This is a genomic window from Actinomadura rubrisoli, from assembly GCF_004349215.1.
Classification (GTDB): domain Bacteria; phylum Actinomycetota; class Actinomycetes; order Streptosporangiales; family Streptosporangiaceae; genus Spirillospora; species Spirillospora rubrisoli.
In genome coordinates this window covers 1-16861 of record NZ_SMKU01000056.1, presented here as the reverse complement: position 1 = coordinate 16861, position 16861 = coordinate 1, and the positions used below count along the sequence as shown (strand labels likewise).

Annotated in this window: 18 protein-coding genes; 9 read left to right on the top strand and 9 right to left on the bottom strand. The window is 73.4% G+C overall.

Annotated features, from left to right (window positions below; all coding sequences use genetic code 11):
- Positions 1-16: 16 nt before the first annotated feature.
- Complete coding sequence (locus tag E1298_RS13845) at positions 17-1462, bottom strand: DUF1906 domain-containing protein (RefSeq protein WP_131893074.1); 1446 nt, start codon at positions 1460-1462, stop codon at positions 17-19.
- 216 nt (positions 1463-1678) lie between these two features.
- Positions 1679-1963 (bottom strand): antibiotic biosynthesis monooxygenase family protein, encoded by a 285-nt coding sequence (locus tag E1298_RS13840; protein WP_131893072.1) that lies wholly within the window; start codon positions 1961-1963, stop codon positions 1679-1681.
- Between the two features lie 28 nt (positions 1964-1991).
- Here E1298_RS13840 and E1298_RS13835 point away from each other — a divergent pair, with 28 nt between their 5' ends.
- From E1298_RS13835 to E1298_RS13810, 6 genes are read left to right on the top strand one after another with little or no spacing between them, the layout of a single operon-like run.
- On the top strand, positions 1992-2348 hold the full coding sequence (locus tag E1298_RS13835) for a DUF6703 family protein (protein ID WP_131893070.1): 357 nt from the start codon (positions 1992-1994) through the stop codon (positions 2346-2348).
- Positions 2349-2380: 32 nt separating this feature from the next.
- Positions 2381-3346, top strand: coding sequence for a metal ABC transporter substrate-binding protein (locus E1298_RS13830; RefSeq protein WP_131893068.1), 966 nt, complete (start codon positions 2381-2383; stop codon positions 3344-3346).
- A complete protein-coding gene (locus E1298_RS13825; RefSeq protein ID WP_243725571.1) occupies positions 3343-4047 on the top strand; it encodes a metal ABC transporter ATP-binding protein in 705 nt (234 codons plus the stop codon). Before E1298_RS13830 ends, E1298_RS13825 begins: the two co-directional genes overlap by 4 nt.
- Complete coding sequence (locus E1298_RS13820) at positions 4044-4934, top strand: metal ABC transporter permease (protein ID WP_131893066.1); 891 nt, start codon at positions 4044-4046, stop codon at positions 4932-4934. Before E1298_RS13825 ends, E1298_RS13820 begins: the two co-directional genes overlap by 4 nt.
- The gene (locus tag E1298_RS13815) at positions 4931-5314 is read left to right on the top strand and encodes a Fur family transcriptional regulator (RefSeq protein WP_131893064.1); all 384 of its coding nucleotides are present in this window, start codon (positions 4931-4933) and stop codon (positions 5312-5314) included. Before E1298_RS13820 ends, E1298_RS13815 begins: the two co-directional genes overlap by 4 nt.
- Before the next feature lie 60 nt (positions 5315-5374).
- Complete coding sequence (locus E1298_RS13810) at positions 5375-5800, top strand: OsmC family protein (RefSeq protein WP_131893062.1); 426 nt, start codon at positions 5375-5377, stop codon at positions 5798-5800.
- A 173-nt stretch (positions 5801-5973) separates the two neighbouring features.
- Here the strand turns inward: E1298_RS13810 and E1298_RS13805 are convergent, their stop codons facing one another.
- Together E1298_RS13805 and recO are read right to left on the bottom strand one after the other, a co-directional pair.
- Positions 5974-6744 (bottom strand): isoprenyl transferase, encoded by a 771-nt coding sequence (locus E1298_RS13805; protein WP_131893060.1) that lies wholly within the window; start codon positions 6742-6744, stop codon positions 5974-5976.
- Positions 6741-7514, bottom strand: coding sequence for a DNA repair protein RecO (gene recO / locus E1298_RS13800; protein WP_131893104.1), 774 nt, complete (start codon positions 7512-7514; stop codon positions 6741-6743). The genes E1298_RS13805 and recO overlap by 4 nt, the downstream gene beginning before the upstream one ends.
- Before the next feature lie 183 nt (positions 7515-7697).
- Between recO and E1298_RS13795 the strand changes: the two genes are divergently transcribed.
- Together E1298_RS13795 and E1298_RS13790 are read left to right on the top strand one after the other, a co-directional pair.
- Positions 7698-8726, top strand: a complete 1029-nt coding sequence (locus E1298_RS13795) for a M4 family metallopeptidase (protein WP_131893058.1) — start codon at positions 7698-7700, stop codon at positions 8724-8726.
- Positions 8727-8748: 22 nt separating this feature from the next.
- The gene (locus E1298_RS13790; RefSeq protein WP_131893056.1) at positions 8749-9003 is read left to right on the top strand and encodes a protealysin inhibitor emfourin; all 255 of its coding nucleotides are present in this window, start codon (positions 8749-8751) and stop codon (positions 9001-9003) included.
- An 85-nt stretch (positions 9004-9088) separates the two neighbouring features.
- Here the strand turns inward: E1298_RS13790 and leuA are convergent, their stop codons facing one another.
- The 3 genes from leuA to E1298_RS13775 form a co-directional block, all read right to left on the bottom strand.
- Positions 9089-10798, bottom strand: a complete 1710-nt coding sequence (gene leuA, locus E1298_RS13785) for a 2-isopropylmalate synthase (protein ID WP_131893054.1) — start codon at positions 10796-10798, stop codon at positions 9089-9091.
- 243 nt (positions 10799-11041) lie between these two features.
- Positions 11042-11809, bottom strand: coding sequence for a dimethylargininase (ddaH, locus tag E1298_RS13780; RefSeq protein WP_131893102.1), 768 nt, complete (start codon positions 11807-11809; stop codon positions 11042-11044).
- A 2-nt stretch (positions 11810-11811) separates the two neighbouring features.
- The gene (locus E1298_RS13775; protein ID WP_131893052.1) at positions 11812-12423 is read right to left on the bottom strand and encodes a TerB family tellurite resistance protein; all 612 of its coding nucleotides are present in this window, start codon (positions 12421-12423) and stop codon (positions 11812-11814) included.
- Positions 12424-12524: 101 nt separating this feature from the next.
- On the opposite strand from E1298_RS13775, the gene E1298_RS13770 reads away from it, so the two are divergent.
- Positions 12525-13424: a hypothetical protein gene (locus E1298_RS13770; protein ID WP_131893050.1), complete on the top strand. Its 900-nt coding sequence runs from the start codon at positions 12525-12527 to the stop codon at positions 13422-13424.
- Here E1298_RS13770 and era read toward each other — a convergent pair.
- Together era and E1298_RS13760 are read right to left on the bottom strand one after the other, a co-directional pair.
- Positions 13415-14350, bottom strand: a complete 936-nt coding sequence (gene era / locus E1298_RS13765) for a GTPase Era (protein WP_131893048.1) — start codon at positions 14348-14350, stop codon at positions 13415-13417. The two genes, E1298_RS13770 and era, sit on opposite strands and share 10 nt — an antisense overlap.
- A 51-nt stretch (positions 14351-14401) precedes the next feature.
- The coding region (locus E1298_RS13760; protein ID WP_131893046.1) for an ATP-binding protein at positions 14402-16861 on the bottom strand (2460 nt) is incomplete at its 5' end.

Sequence of the window (16861 nt, the reverse complement as noted above, 5' to 3'; positions counted from 1 at the left end):
GGGCCCCGGCCGCCGCTCAGTAGACGCTCCCGTCGACGAGGTTGCTGTCGATGTTGAGGGTGACGCCGCCGTGCCTCTCCCGGTGGCCGCCGCGGTACTGCTTGATGCGGCGGTGCGGGGGCCACCAGTGGTCCGGCAGGAACGGGTCGCCGTACACGCGGGCCTTGCCGTCCCAGTTGGCGAACCAGACGCATCCGGGCTTGCCGATCCCGCTAGCCCGGCCGACGTCGCGGATGCCGGACTTGGCGCTGCTGTAGAGGCACGGCTTGTACTTCCGGTCCTTCAGTTCGTGCACCCAGCCGCTCACGAAGCGCAGCACCGCGGCCTTGCAGGAGGCGTTCTTGCTGTTGTACGCCTCCATGTCCAGGTAAATGGGCCTGCTGTGCGGGATGCCGAGCGCCGCGGCCCGCCTGGAGGCGTCCACGGCGGCCTTGGTGCCCTCGGACGCGGCGTTCTTGGCGGTGAAGCGCTGCGGGCGGCGTCCGCAGGGCGCCTGGAGGCCGACGTAGGTGGGCGTGATGCGGTAGCCCATCTTGCGGACCTGCCGCACCCAGGACGCGGTGAGGTTGGGCTGGGCGCAGCCGCGCGCGGCGCCGCCGATGTAGATGTTGGTGACCTTGAACGAGGGCCGCCACGCCCGCATCGAGGCGAGCGCGGGCGCCGTGCACGTGTCGAACCCCTTGCCCGTCACCCACGCCTTGCCCGTCTGGGGCTGCGCGGCGGGCGGCCCGTCCTGCGGCCCGCCCGGCGGCCGGTCCTCCGGGTCGTCCGGCGGGTCGTTCGGCGGGTCGTCCGGCGGGTCGCCGCCCTGCAGATCGATGAGCGGCGGCAGGGTGAGGGACGCCTCCGCGTCCGACGGGTCGCCGGCGGGCTCGGGATCGGCGTGTCGCCGGGTCGCCTGCTGCCCCGCGCGCGGGGACTCCCGCGTCTCGCCCGGCCAGGTGGAGGTCAGCCGGGCGGCGCGGAGCACCCGCTGGAGCGCGGCGGGGTCGGCGCCGTACACGCCGGTGATCGTGACCCCGGCCTCGGGCAGCGGCATCCGCTTCTCGTGCCCGGCGCTCGGCCGGACGGTCAGGGAGGCGAGCTTGTCGCCCTGCACGACCGTCCGCGACGCCTTGACGGCCCCGAGCGGCTCGATGTGGACGGCCTCGGTGCGGCCGACGACGCGGGCGGGGCAGTCCGGCTGCGGGCCCGGCCGTCCGAGGTAGATCGCGTGCCGGTCGTACCGGACGCAGCGGGACGGGTCGCGGTCGAGGCGGTGCACCGTCCAGCCCGCCGGGACGGGCACGCGCACCCCCCGGTACTGGACGACCCGCGCCGCGGCCTGGCCGGAGTGGGCGGGCCGGGTCAGCGCGGCGGCCGCGTCGGGCGCGGACCCCGCGGAGGCCGGCCCGAGTCCGGCGACGAGGGGAGCGACCGCCGCCGCTCCGGACAGTCCGCTGAGCAGGACGGCATGGCGCATCACATCTCCCCCGAAGAGCGCCTCGGTCCGCCCCGGGGGCCTGTCCCCGGGGGCCGCGGGCGCGACCGTGATGCGGCAAAGATGACCTTGGGGACGGGCACCGAAACCGGGCCCGGCCGCTTCTTGCCCGGCGGTTGCCCTCTTCCTTGACGAAGGCCGGGCGCGGCGGGCGGTCCCGTGCGCGAGCCGGGAGGGACCCGCGACCTCGGGCGCGTGTCAGGCGGAGCTGACGATCTCGTACGCTCCGGGCTCGTCCACGGCCATCGCGGCCAGCGGGACGAACTCCAGCCGCACCTCGTAGGCGCCGAGCGCGCGGCGGTAGTGGCCCGCGCCGTCCCACTCGGTGACGAGGGCCCACAGCCCCGGCTCGTCGACGGTCCGGGCGAGGCGGCCGGAGCGGAAGCCGGGGCTCGCGGACAGCGTCCGGAGCACCGCGGTCATGCGCGCGGCGAAGCCGTCGGCGTCCTCGCCGGGCACGCGGTACCGGGTTATCGCGATCATCGGTCCATCCTGGCAGTACGTTGGGCCCGTGAGCACACGAGGCGAGCGGCCGGGAGAGCGGCCGTCCGGGACGCGGGCGCCGGGCGCGCGCGGCGGGACGTCGGGGATGCGGGCGGCGATCGAGCGGTGGAGCGCCGCGCCGGTGGTGCTGATGCACCGGATGCCGCGCGTGCTGCTGCTGGCGGTGGTGTTCGTGCTGCTGGTGATCGGCATGGTGGGGACGGGCTGGGTCGCGGCCGCCGGGCTGCTGGTCCTCGCGGCCGCGCTCGGCTGGTTCGCCTATCTGAACTGGCCGGCTCTGGACGTCTCGGGACGGGTCCTGCGGGCCGTCGCGCTGACCGTCCTGACCGGATTTGCCCTGGCCCGCGCCGTTGGACGGTTTTGACAATCATTTTCATCTTCGTCCATAATCGTTCCATGCCCACCTCCCGTTTCCTCGTGCGCGCCCTTTCGTTGACCACCCGAACGGCGGCGCTGGCCCTCGCGGGCGCCACCGGCATGACCGGCCTGGCCGCCTGCGGCGGCGACGCCGACGCGGGGTCCGGCAAGACGGAGGTCGTCGCGTCCTTCTACCCGGTGGCCTGGCTCGCGGGGAGGGTCGGCGGGGACCAGGTCTCCGTGCGGACGCTCACCAAGCCCGGCGCCGAGCCCCACGACCTGGAGCTCACGGCCCGCCAGGTCGCCGACGTCTCGAAGGCCGACTACGCCGTCTACGTCAAGGGCGTGCAGCCGGCCGTCGACGAGGCCGTCCAGAAGCACGCCAAGGACAAGTCGCTGGACGCGGCGAGCGTCGTCAAGACGCTCGCGCCGCCGGCCGGGGGCGAGGAGGAGGAGCACGAGGGCGAGGAGGGCGGACCCGAAGTCGGCTACGACCCGCACGTCTGGCTGGACCCGAGCCGCATGGCCACCATCGCCACGGCGCTCGGCGACCGGCTCGCCAAGGCCGACTCCTCCCACGCCGCCGGCTACAAGGACCGCGCCAAGGCCCTCGCCGCCCAGCTCACCGGGCTCGACCAGCAGTACCGGGACGGCCTGAAGACCTGCAAGCACAGGGCGATCGTCACCGCGCACGCCGCGTTCGGCTACCTGTCGCAGCGGTACGGCCTGCAGCAGGTCGCCATCGCGGGCGTGGACCCGACCAGCGAGCCCTCGCCCAAGCGGCTCGCCGAGCTGACCGGGCAGATCAAGTCCGCGGGCGCGACCACGGTGTTCACCGAGACGCTCGTCAGCCCGAAGGTCGCGCAGACCCTCGCCAAGGAGGCGGGGGTGAAGACGGCCGTCCTGGATCCGGTCGAAGGCGTCGCGGAGGGCTCGTCCGACGACTACCTGACGATCATGCGGAAGAACCTGGCGACCCTGCGGCCCGCGCTGGAGTGCTCATGAAGAACGCCCCGCCCCCCTTCGCCATGACGGGCGGCCAGGTCCGGCGGGACGGCCGCGAGGTCCTCGCGGGCGTCACCCTGCGGGTCGAGGCGGGCGACGTGGTCGCGGTCCTCGGCCCGAACGGGGCGGGCAAGTCCACCCTCGTCAAGGCGATGCTCGGGCTGATCCCGCTCGCCGGGGGCCGCACCGAGATCTACGGGGCGCAGCCCTCGGCGTTCCGCGACTGGAAGCGGATCGGGTACGTGCCGCAGCGGCTGCCGATGGGCGGCGGCGTCCCGTCGACCGTCCGGGAGGTCGTGTCGTCCGGACGCGTCGCCCGGCAGTCCCGGTGGCGGCCCACCTCGGCCGCCGACCGCGCCGCCGTCGACCGCGCCCTGGAGGCGGTCGGCCTGGCCGACCTGGCGCGCGAGTCGGCGCACCTGCTGTCGGGCGGCCAGCAGCAGCGGGTGCTGATCGCCCGCGCGCTGGCGGGCGAGCCCGACGTGTTCGTGATGGACGAGCCGACCGCGGGCGTGGACGCGGGCAGCCAGTCCGCGCTCGCCGCGACGCTGCGGGAACTGGCCGGGACCGGCCGCACGGTGGTGCTCGTGGCGCACGGGCTCGGCCCGATGGCGCCCCTCATCACCCGCACGGTCGAGCTGGAGCACGGCCGCGTCGTCCGCGAGACGGCGCTGGGAGAGGCGATGGGGAAGACGGCATGAGCGAGATGCTGCAGTACGAGTTCATGCGCATCGCCTTGGTGATGGCAGTGCTGATCGGGCTGACCGCCCCCGCCGTGGGCACGTTCATCGTCCAGCGCAAGCTGTCGCTGCTCGGCGACGGCATCGGCCACATCGCGCTGACCGGCATCGGGCTGGGGCTGCTGACGAGCACCTCCCCCGTCCTCGGGGCGCTGGTGGTGTCGGTGCTCGGCGCGGTGGCGATCGAGGTGCTGCGCGCCCGCAGCCGCAGCGGCGCCGACGTCGCGCTCGCGCTGCTGTTCTACGGCGGGCTCGCGGGCGGCGTGATCCTCACCGACGCCGCGGGCGGCGGGACGAGCCTCCAGTCCTACCTGTTCGGCTCGATCAGCAGCGTGGCCGTCGGCGACCTGTACGTGGTCGCCGGGCTCGCCGTCGTCGTGCTCGGCATCGTCACGCTGTTCGGCCGCGAGCTGTTCCTGCTGTGCCAGGACGAGGAGGTGGCGCGCGCGTCCGGGCTGCCCGTCCGCTTTCTCAGCATCCTGATCGCCGCGACCGCCGCCGTCACCGTCGTCATCGCGATGCGGGCGATCGGGCTGCTGCTGGTGAGCGCGCTGATGATCGTCCCGGTCGCCGCGGCGCAGCAGGTCACGCGGGGGTTCCGGAGCACGATGCTCCTCGCCATGGGAGTCGGTGTACTGTCGGCCGTATCAGGGCTCGCCGGCTCCTTCCAGTACGATCTCCCCCCAGGACCCTCGATCGTGCTGTTGGCGCTGACCCTGTTCGTGGTCGCGGTCGTCGGGGGGACGGTCATGCGACGCAGACGTGCGCGGGCCGGTGCGCCCGGGGACACGCTCCCCGCCGTGCCCCGTCCCGCCGTGGAGGCCGAGGCGGAGGTGCTTGGGGGATGACGACGGCCCGCCGGGACGCGGTGCGGCAGATCCTGACCGACTGCGAGGGTTTCCGCAGCGCTCAGGACATCTACGCCGACCTGCGGGCGGACGGCTCGAAGATCGGCCTCACCACGGTCTACCGGGCGCTCCAGGCGCTCAGCGACTCCGGTGAGGTCGACGTGCTGCGCACCGACGATGGCGAGGCCGTCTACCGGGCCTGCCGCACCGAGCAGCACCACCACCACCTGGTCTGCCGCGAATGCGGCCGGACGGTCGAGGTCGAGGGCCCGGCCGTGGAACGCTGGGCCGACGCGATCGGCGCCGAGCACGGCTTCGTGAACATCACGCACACCGTCGAGGTCTTCGGCACCTGCGGAGCCTGCGCCGCCGCCCGCTGACCCCGGGCCGGTTCGGTGGCCGGTGATCCGACCGCGCGCCCGATGGTGAAGAATCGGGTCATGGCTACGACACGTACGGCGAACGCGCATTGGGAAGGGCCGCTCCTCAGCGGCCAGGGCACGGTCTCCCTGGACTCCTCGAAGGTCGGCACCTTCGACGTCACCTGGGCATCCCGGGCCGAGGAGCCCTCCGGGCGGACGAGCCCGGAGGAGCTGATCGCCGCCGCCCACTCCACCTGCTACTCCATGGCCCTCTCGCACGGCCTGGCCGGCGCCGGAACACCGCCGGAGAAGGTCGACACCAAGGCCGAGGTGACCTTCCAGCCGGGCGAGGGCATCACCGGCATCCACCTGACCGTCCGCGCCAGCGTCCCCGGCCTCTCCGCGGCCGACTTCGAAAAGGCCGCCCAGGCCGCCAAAGACGGCTGCCCAGTCAGCCAAGCCCTAAAAGGCACGAAAATCACCCTAGACTCCGCGCTCCTCTAATTGCAGTGCCCTCGGCGTCAGGCGCTAGAGCGCCTTCCTTCAACGGGCACTGCGGCGATCGCTGCATCGCTCCGACTCGCCTGGCGGCTCGCTGCGCGATCAGGTTCTCGCAAGCTCGAACCTGGCTTCGCACGCGATCGCAACGCTGAGGTTGTCGACTGCTGAGGTGACTACTACACACCTACTCCGCCGTAGCGGCGGTCTCTGGATGCGTAAGATTCGCAGGCTTGCCAAAGGTGGCGGCGGTCGAAGTCTGGCCAGAGGGTGTCGAGGAAGACCAGTTCCGCGTATGCCGACTGCCAGAGGAGGAAGTTGGACGTGCGCTGCTCCCCCGATGAGCGCAGGAACAGGTCGACGTCTGGGATGTCAGGTTCGTCCAGGTAGCGGGCGAACACCTTTTCGTTGATCTTGTCGGGGTTCAGCCGGCCATCGCGGACGTCGCGCGCCAGGGCGGCGGCGGCGTCCGCGATCTCGGCGCGGCCGCCGTAGTTGACGCAGAACTGCAGCGTCAGCACGTCGTTGCCGCGCGTCATCTCCTCGGCCGTCTCCAGCTCCTTGATGACGCTGCGCCAGAGCCTCGGGCGGCGGCCCGCCCACCGCACGCGCACGCCCATCGAGTGGAGCTGGTCGCGGCGGCGGCGGATCACGTCCCGGTTGAAGCCCATGAGGAAGCGCACCTCGTCCGGCGAGCGCTTCCAGTTCTCGGTGGAGAACGCGTACGCCGACAGGTACGGGACGCCGAGCTCGATCGCGCCCATGATCACGTCGAAGAGCGAGTCCTCGCCGCGCTTGTGCCCCTCGGTGCGCGGGAGCCCGCGCTCCTTGGCCCAGCGGCCGTTGCCGTCCATGACGATGGCGATGTGCCGGGGCACCAGGTCCGCGGGGATCGGGGGCGGCGTGGCGCCGTCCCGGTGCGGTTCCGGGGGCGAAACGGGCCTTCTCAAACTCTCTCCCTGTTGATCGTCTCATCGGTGGCGGTGCCGGTGCCGCGCTCCACGTGGCGCAGGGAGCGGATGCCGTGCTCCAGGTGCCACTGGAGGTAGGCGGCGACGAGGCCGCTGCACTCTACGCGGTGGCGCGACTCGCTTCCGTCGGCGTACGCCCAGTCGCCGCGCAGCAGCGCCAGCATCAGCGCGAACGTCGGCGGGGCCGGGGTCGCGGCGCCGGGCTGGCGGCAGTTCGCGCAGACCGCGCCGCCCGCCGCGATGGCGAAGCCGCGCAGCCCGCCGCGCGTGCCGCAGCGGCAGCACTCGTCGAGCGCCGGGGCCCACCCGGCGACCGACAGCGAGCGCAGCAGGTAGGCGTCCAGCACCAGCCGCGGGTCGTGGCCGCGCTCCACGAGGGTGCGCAGCCCGCCCACCAGGAGCAGGAACTGCCGCAGCGCGGGCTCGCCCTCCTCGCTGGTGAGCCGTTCGGCGGTCTCCAGCATCGCCGTCCCCGCCGTATAGCGGGGATAGTCGCTGACCAGGGCCTCCCCGTACGGGCGCAGCGTCTCGGCCTGGGTGATCAGGTCGAGCGAGCGGCGCTCGTACAGCTGGAGGTCCACGTGCGTGAACGGCTCCAGCCGCGCGCCGAAGCGGGACTTGGTCTTGCGGACCCCCTTGGCCGCGGCGCGGATCCGGCCGGTGCGGCGGGTCAGCACCGTCACGATGCGGTCGGCCTCGCCCAGCTTCTGTGTGCGCAGGACGATGCCTTCGTCGCGGTAGAGGGTCACCTGCTCATTCTCGCGCACTCGGCCGGATGCGGTGCCGCCCGGGCCGCCATCTCCCCAGGATCTTCACAAGTCACCCCATGACGCCGGTGCGCTTTATTTCCATCACGTAACGTGACCGGAATCGGCCGCGGCGGCGGTCCCAAAGGTGTGGCCCGGCTCACACGAACCTGGCAGCGTTAGGGCATGAGATGCCACATCGTGCCGCCGCACATGCTGGACCGGATCGCCCGCGACGCCGCCGACCCCGCCCTGCGCGACCGGGCCCGCCGTACCCTGGCCCTCACCTCCGCGCAGCGCAGCGAGCGCCGGACGCTCCAGGTCTCGCCCCCGTCCCCCAACGAGGACTTCGTCCCCGACCGGACGATCAAGGACGCCGAGAACCGGGAGGAGCTGCCCGGCAAGCCCGTCCGCGCCGAGGGCGCCGCCGCCACCGGCGACAAGGTGGTCGACCAGGCATATGACTGGCTCGGCGCCACCTTCGACTTCTACGAGGCCGCCTACCGGCGCAACTCCATCGACGGCGCCGGCCTGGCGATGATCTCGACCGTCCACTACGGCGACAAGTACGGCAACGCCTTCTGGAACGGCGAGCAGATGGTGTACGGCGACGGCGACGGCGCCGTCTTCACCGAGTTCACCGGCCCTCTCGACGTCACCGGCCACGAGCTGACCCACGGCGTCACCCAGTACGCGGCGAACCTGGAGTACTACGGGCAGTCCGGCGCGCTCAACGAGTCCCTGTCGGACGTGTTCGGCTCCCTGATCAAGCAGTGGCATCTGGGCCAGACCGCCGACCAGGGCGACTGGCTCATCGGCCAGGGCCTTCTCGCCGAGGGCATCAACGGCATCGCGCTCCGCTCGATGAAGGAGCCCGGCACCGCCTACGACGACCCGCAGCTCGGCAAGGACCCGCAGCCCGGCCACATGGACCAGTACGTGGAGACCTACCGCGACAACGGCGGCGTCCACATCAACTCCGGAATCCCCAACCGCGCCTTCTACCTCGCCGCCGCCGCCATCGGCGGCAACGCGTGGGAAAAAGCGGGCCGGGTCTGGTACGACACGCTCACCGGTGGTTCGCTGTCCACCGACATCGACTTCGCCGGGTTCGCCGCCGCGACCATCGCGACCGCGACCCGCCTGTACGGCGGGGACGGAACGGAGACCGGGGCGGTGCGCGAGGCGTGGAGAGGGGTAGGCGTCTCAACGTGAGCGGGACGGAACGGGATATGCAGTGAAGGTGACAGTCGTCCGCAGTGGGGGGTTCGCAGGGATCGAGCAGCGCGCCGAGTGCGACAGCGCCCGCGATCCGATGCTCGTCAGGCTGGTCGACCGGGTGGACCTCGGGACGGTGCCGCCGCCCGGCCGGATCCCCGACCAGTTCCTGTACGAGATCGACATCGACGGCGACCGGACCACCGTCGGCGAGGCCCAGCTGAACGGCCCGCTGCGCGAGCTCGTCCACCACGTCCTCGGGCACGCTCGCTGACACGCCGGAAGCCCGGCCGTGAGATCGTCACGGCCGGGCTCCCGGCTGCGGTCACGCATGTGGTCGCGCGGCGGTCACACGGCGGTCACACCACGGTGCGCGCCACGCGGTTGACGGCGGAGAGGATGGCCTTGAGGGAGGCGGTGACGATGTTGCCGTCGATGCCCACGCCCCAGACCGAGGTGCCGTTCACGTCGCACTCGACGTAGGCGGCGGCGCGCGCGTCGCCGCCCGCGCTCATCGCGTGCTCGGCGTAGTCCAGGACCCGGACGACGATCCCCACCGAGGCCAGGGCGTCCTCGAACGCCGAGACGGGGCCGTTGCCGACGCCCGCGATCTCGCGGATCTCACCGTCCACACGGATGTCGCAGCTGAGCGCGTCCTTCTCGTCCACCCGCGAGGTCGCCCGGTGCGCCAGCAGCCCGACCCGCGGGCCGTTGCCCAGGAACTCGCCCTGGAAGATCTCCCACATGCGCTCGGCCGTGACCTCGCCGCCCTCGCTGTCGGTGTGCTCCTGCACCACCCGCGAGAACTCGATCTGCAGCCGGCGCGGCAGCTCCAGCGAATGCTCGGTCTTCATGATGTAGGCCACGCCGCCCTTGCCGGACTGGCTGTTGACCCGGATGACCGCCTCATAGCTCCGGCCCACGTCGTGCGGGTCGATCGGCAGGTACGGGACCTCCCAGCGGTACTCCCCGACCGGGACCCCCGCCGCGGCGGCGTCGCGCCTCAGGTGGTCGAAGCCCTTGTTGATGGCGTCCTGGTGGGAGCCGGAGAACGCGGTGTAGACCAGGTCGCCGCCGTAGGGGTGCCGCTCGTGGACGGGCAGCTGGTTGCAGTACTCGACCGTCCGGCGGATCTCGTCGATGTCGGAGAAGTCGATCTGCGGGTCGACGCCCTGGGTGAACAGGTTCAACCCCAGCGTGACCAGGCAGACGTTCCCGGTGCGCTCCCCGTTGCCGAACAGGCAGCCCTCGATGCGGTCGGCCCCGGCCATGTAGCCCAGCTCAGCGGCCGCCACGGCCGTGCCCCGGTCGTTGTGGGGGTGCAGCGACAGAATGACGGAGTCGCGGTAGGCCAGATTCCGGTGCATCCACTCGATCTGGTCGGCGTAGACGTTCGGGGTGGCCATCTCCACCGTCGCCGGCAGGTTGACGATCACCTTCCGGTCCGGGGCGGGACGCCACACCTCGTTGACCGCGTTGCAGACCTCGACCGCGTACTCCAACTCCGTCCCCGTGAACGACTCCGGCGAGTACTGGAAACAGATCTCGGTGTCGCCCATGTCCTCGGCGAGCTTGGCGCACAGCTTGGCGCCCTCCACCGCGATCGCGGTGATGCCGTCGCGGTCCTGCCCGAACACCACGCGACGCTGCAGCGTGCTGGTCGAGTTGTACAGGTGGACGATCACCCGCCGGGCGCCGCGCACCGCCTCGAAGGTCCGCTCGATCAGCTCGGGACGGGCCTGCGTCAACACCTGGATCACCACGTCCCCGGGGACCCGGTCCTCCTCGATGATCTGCCGGACGAAGTCGAAGTCGGTCTGGCTGGCCGCCGGGAACCCGACCTCGATCTCCTTGTAGCCCATGCGCACCAGCAACTCGAACATCCGCAGCTTGCGGGGCCCGTCCATCGGATCGATCAACGCCTGATTGCCGTCGCGCAGGTCGACCGCGCACCAGCGCGGGGCCTCGGTGATGACCTTGTCAGGCCAGGTGCGATCCGCCAGTTTCACCGGCTCGTAGGGCCGGTAGCGCTGGAAGGGCATGCCGGAAGGCTTCTGTTGCGGATACATTCGTGTCCCTCTGCTCAGATCCTGCGGCCGACGTCCACGCCGAAGTCCCGCAGCGAGGGAGCCGACCGTTTACAGGCCCCCGCTGCGGCCGCTAAGGAGGAGCAGCTCACGCAACACGCTTGTCAAGTTAACAGATGGCAGCCGGATTCCGGAAACCGCGTCCGGCATCTGAGACACGGAACACTTCCCAGGCCACACGGGCCACGCCGCCGGGCCGGGGATCCGTCCGGGCCTTCCGGGGATTCAAGGGACGAGCACGGACAGGCAGGTCACGCAGCCTTCGAGGGCCTCGAACTCGCCGATGTCGACGCTGGTGACGCGCAGGCCGTCCGCGGCCAGCCGGGCGGCGGTGCGCGGCGCCGACGCCGCCATGAGCACGTGCTCGGGCCCCAGCACCACCACGTGCGCGCCCGTCGGCTCCGGGACGACCCGCATGCACGGCAGGACGGACGTGTCAACCCTCTCCGGCAGCCCGATCAGGGTGCCGTCGGGCAGCGCCGTGAGCGCCGATTTCAGGTGCAGGCAGCCGCTGGTGCCCACCGGCACCACCCTCAGCCCGCCGAGCAGGTGGGCGAGCTGGCAGATGCCCTCCTCGTTGGTGCGGGCGCCGTGCCCGACGTAGACGGTGCCGCCGGCGCGCAGCACGTCCCCGCCGTCCAGGGTGCCGGGCTCCTTGATCCGCTCGATCCGCAGGCCGAGCTCCCGCACCGCCCGCTCCGCGCCGGGCACCTCGCCCCGGCGGCGCGGCTCGCCCGACCGTCCGAGCACCGCGAGGTCGCCGCAGACGACCACGGCGTCCTCCACGAAGACGGCGTCGGGGTGGGAGTTCGCGGGCGCAACCGCCCGGATCCGCCAGCCCGCCGCGCGCAGCGCCGCCACGTACGCCGCGTGCTGGCGGGCCGCGAGCGCGAGATCGACCGGGCGGCCGCCGGGGCGGGTGACGATGCCGTCGGCCAGCCGGGGCCCGGGGGCGCGGACGAGCGCCGTCCCCGGGGGCCTCGGGCCGTGCACGGTCACCGCGACGCCCCCTCGGTCATCACGATCACGCCCAGCGCGTACGGGCGGGGCATGCCGAGCAGCTCCGCCACCCGGTGCAGGACCTGCCGCTCCCCCTCGCCGAGCGGCCCGTCGGCCAAGCCGATCCGGACGACCTGGGCCAGGAACCACTCCTTGGCCTCCATCGCGAGCTGGGAACCCGCCTGCGCGATCTCCCGCTCCAGGAACGAGCGCCGCAGCGCGAGATCGGCGTCCACGGCCCCGTCGTCGTAGTCGGGCTCGCCGTAGCCGCTGACGGTCTCGATCGCGCGGGCCCGCGCCGTGCCGTCGGACGGGTCGCCGGCGCCCAGCACCAGCGCGGCGGCGGACCGCATCCCGGCCGGGAGCGCCTCCGCCATCTGCTGCGCGGTCGGGGTCCGCAGGACCGAGACGGTGAAGCGGCCGCGGCAGGTCCGGCACTCCACGGCGTGCCCGAGGCGCCACAGCGGCACCACGGGGACGAAGAACAGGGAGAACCACCGGCGCCCGGCCCGCCTCCGGTAGGCACGGTCACCGCCGCATCGCGGGCAGTGGAACGTCCCCTCGCTGACCGTACGGAACACCGCCGTCAGGCCGAAAACGAGCAACACCGGCGCTCTCCTCACATAACGGACTTCCTTCCAAAGTACCGATCCGCGCGCGCCGACGTGGCCGTCCCGGCCAACGCGGTCCCTCCCCTTACGCTGGGTCCATGACCGGTGACCAGGGTTCCGACGCGGGCGGCGCGCGTGCCCGCCCGTCCTTCCTGCCGCCCGACGACGGTTACCCGGCGCCGGCGCAGGACGTCGGTGATCCCGTCCCGGGCCCCCGCAAGGCCCCGCCGAGGCGCGGCATCGCCTGGAACCTCGCGATGATCGCCGCCGCGTCGGCGCTCCTGGTGGCGGCGTTCCTGCCGTGGGCGCGGGTCCAGGTGGTCGTCGACCTGTTCGGCCGCCCGCTCACCCGCGACCTCGGCAGCGTGGCGGGCATCGACGCCGACGACCTCGTCCTGGCGGTGCCGGTGCTGGCGGTGGTCGCGATCGGCATGGCGTTGTGGGACCTGGCCGGACGGGACGCGCGGATCGGCGTCCTCACCGCGGTCCCCGGCGTGCTGGCCCTGCTGACCTGCGGGATCTTCGTGCTTCGGCTCGGGCGCGTCCGCGACGACCTGCCCGGCGGCGCGCTGCCCGAGGACGGCCTGGACGTCGGCTACCAGGTCAGCGTCCGGTACGGCTGGTACCTGGCGGTCGCGGCGGCCCTGCTGCTGACCGGGTTCAGCCTGATCCGTCCCCTCGCCGAGCGGGTGCTGTCGCCCCGCGGCGCCCAGCGGCCCCACACGGGCGAGCAGCCGTACGCGGGCACCCCGTACGCGGCCGGCCCTTACGCGGGAGACCCGTACGCAGCAGATCCCTACGCGGGCGATCCTTACGCGGCCTGGCCGCAGGAGAGCCGCCCGTACGCGACCTGGCCGGAGCAGTACCCGGACCAAGAGCAGGACCGGGAGCAAGAGCAGGACCCGCAGCAAGAGCCGGACCCGAAGCAAGGCCAGGAGCAAGGCCGAGACCAAGGCCAGGAGCGGTCGCCGAAGGGCGAGGCCGGCGATCAGTCGTAAAAGCCGAGCCTGCGGAGCTGCTTGGGGTCGCGCTGCCAGTCCTTCAGGACGCTGACCCGCAGGTCGAGGAAGACCTTGGTGCCCAGCAGCGCCTCGATCTGGCGGCGGGCGGCGGCGCCGACCTCGCGGAGCCGGGAGCCCTTGTGCCCGATGATGATCCCCTTCTGGCTGTCCCGCTCGACGTACAGGTGCGCGTAGACGTCGATGAGGTCGTCGCGGCCCTCGCGCGGCGCCATCTCGTCCACCATGACGGCGATCGAGTGCGGCAGCTCCTCGCGGACGCCCTCCAGCGCGGCCTCGCGGATCAGCTCGGCGACCAGGACCTGCTCGGGCTCGTCGGTGAGGTCGCCCTCGGGGTAGAGGGGCATGCCCTGGGGCAGGTGCGAGATCAGCAGGTCGCCCGCCAGGCCGACCTGGAAGCCGTCCACGGCCGAGCAGGGCACGATGTCGGCGAAGTCGCCGAGCCGGCCGACGGCCAGCAGCTGCCCGGCGACCTGCTCGGGCGGCACCAGGTCGGTCTTGGTGACGAGCGCGACGATCGGGGTCCGCCTGACCCCGGCGAGCTCGCGGGCGATGTACTTGTCGCCGGGCCCGACGGGCTGGTCGGCGGGGACGCAGAACCCGATCACGTCCACCTCGGTGAGCGTGGACCGGACGAGGCTGTCGAGCCGCTCCCCGAGCAGGGTGCGGGGCTTGTGCAGGCCGGGGGTGTCGACGACCACGAGCTGCGCGTCCGGCCGGTGCACGATGCCGCGGATGGCCCGCCGGGTCGTCTGGGGGCGGCTGCTGGTGATCGCCACCTTCGTGCCGACGAGGGCGTTCATCAGGGTCGACTTGCCCACGTTCGGGCGCCCGATGAAGCACGCGAAGCCGGACCGGAAGTGGTCGGCCGGTCGTCCGGTCGTGGTGTCTCCGAGCGTCGTCACCCGTCAATTGTCGCCTACCGGGGGAGAAGCCCCGTCCACGGCCCGGTCCGGTCAGGCGGCGGGGATGCCGAGGCGGGCCAGGGCCTCGCCGGCCTGGGCCGCCCACTGGGCCGCGCCGACGCGCTCGGCGATCTCGACGGCCCTGCGGTAGTGGGCGGCGGCGACCTGGGCGGGGCGCTCCAGGAACAGCGCGAGATCCCCCAGGACCTGCGCTACAGGGCCGATGGTGGCGACGGCGGAGGCGCCGCCGGTCACGTGGCCGTCGTAGGGGAGCAGCGCCGCGTAGACCTCGGCGGCCAGCTCGCGGTCGCCGAGCGCGATCGCGCGCCGTCCCCGCACCGCCATGGCCAGGTCGAAGAAGTAGTCGAGGCGGATCGGCCCCGCGTCCGCCACCACCCGCCGGGCCTCGGCGACGCGGCCGACGCCGGCCAGGGCGAGCGCGTGGATGTCGGCGACGGCGGCGACGTGCGACCACTGCCCGGCGAGCCAGGCGGCCTCGTCCAGCATCTCCCCGGCCCGGCCCTGGACCAGCCGCAGGCAGAAGACGCCGAGGTACTCCGTGCCGCGCTCGCTGCTCCAGATCCCGGTGCGGGTGATCGCCTCGCCGACCCGGGAGTAGGCGGCCTCCGCCTCGTCGAACCGGGCGCGGAACGCGTGGACCAGCCCGGCGTACCAGCTCCCGATCAGGCCCAGCAGCGGCAGCCCGTACTCGTCGGCGAGGTGGCGGCCCTCGTCCAGGTGCCGGCGCGCGGCGTCCAGGTCCAGGGCGGCGACGAAGGTCTGCTGGAGCTGGAGGTGGGCCAGGACGAGGTAGGCGCCGAGGCCGTGCTCGGTGGCGAGGTCGAGCAGCTCGGCGGCGTACCGCTGCCGCCGTGCGAGGTCCTCGGCGGACCGGTACCCGTTGAGGTAGGCGCCGTTGAGCGCGACGGCGAGCAGCGCGGGGTCGCCCAGCTCGCGGGCCTCCTCCAGCGCCCGGGCGGACGCGACGGCGCCGCGGTCGTTGTCGTGCTCGCCCTCCAGCTCGATGGCGAGGCTGGTCAGCAGCCGGACGCGCAGCTCGTCCTCGCCGCCGGGGAGCCGGGCCAGGGCCTCCTCGGCGGCGTCGATGACGACGTGGTCGCGCTTGCCGTACTCGCGGCTCGTCCAGAGCGTGGGCACGTCGAAGCTGACGATGATCCGCGCGAGGAGCCGGACGTCGCCGATCGCGCGGGCGTCGCCGATCGCGCGGATCCGCCGCTCCCGGGCCTTGACGACGTCCCCGGCGAGCCCGGACGCGCGGATCGCGGCGACCTCCACCTCCAGCCGCTCGCGGACCGCCTCGGGCTCCTGCGCGCGCAGCGTCTCGGCGGCCCGGACGAGCAGGTCGGCGGCGGGGCGGTGCGCGAAGCGGGCCTCGGCCGCCTCCGCCGCCAGCCGCGCGTACCGGACGGCCTTGGCGGGGTCGGCGCCGGACTCCAGGTAGTGGTGGGCGATCGCGGCGACGTCGCCCGGCCGGTGCCGCTCCAGCGCGGCGGCGACCAGGCCGTGCCGGCGGGTGCGGCGGGCCCGCGACAGCCCCGTGTAGAGGGTGTCGCGGACGAGGGCGTGCGCGAACCGCAGCCGCCCGGGCGCGGGCTCGGTGACCAGGCCGGACGCCAGGCCCGCCTCGACGGCGTCGATCACCGCGTCCTCGTCGCCGCCGGCGAGGTCGGCGAGCACGCCGAGGTCGGCGTCCCGCCCGACGACGGCGGCGTCCCGCAGGACGGCCTGGACGGGCGCGGGCAGGCGGGCGATCCGGCGGCGCAGCACGTCCCCGACCCCGGCGGGCACCCGGCGCGTCGCGGCGGACACGCCCTCGGCGTCGAGGAGCCGGGCCGTCTCGCGGGTGAAGAACGGGTTGCCGCCGGTCCGCTCGGCGAGGGCTGACAGCTCCGCGTCGTCCAGCCCGGTGGCGCCGGTGCCGCGGACCAGCGCGGCCACCTCGGCGGCGGACAGCCCGCCGAGCTCGATCCGCAGCGGCTCGTGGCGGGCGAGCGCGGCCAGGGCGGCGGCGAGCCGCTCGGACACCTCGGTCTGCCGGAACGTGGTCACCAGCAGCACGGGACGGTCCCGGAGCCGCTCGGCGAGGCGGCTCAGCAGGGCGAGGGTCTCCTCGTCGGCCCAGTGCAGATCGTCCAGGACGAGCAGCAGCGGCGCCCGCGCGGCGATCTCGGCGAGGTAGTCGCCGACGGCCAGATGCAGCCGGAACCGGCCGGTGCTGGCGTCGGAGCCGCCTTTCCCGGTGTCGCCGCGTCCGGTGTCGTCCAGGAGAGGTCCGAGGCGCTCGGCGAGACCCGGCGGAGGCGGCTCGGCGGCGGTCAGGTCCCGCAGCAGCTCGGCCCAGGGCCAGGCCGCCGGCGCCCCGCCGGTCTCCGGCGCCCGCCCCCACGCGCAGCGCCAGCCCCGGTCGCCGAGGGTGCGGGCGAGCCGCTCGGCGAGGGAGGTCTTGCCCATGCCCGCGTCCCCGCCGACCAGGACGACGGCCCGCCGTCC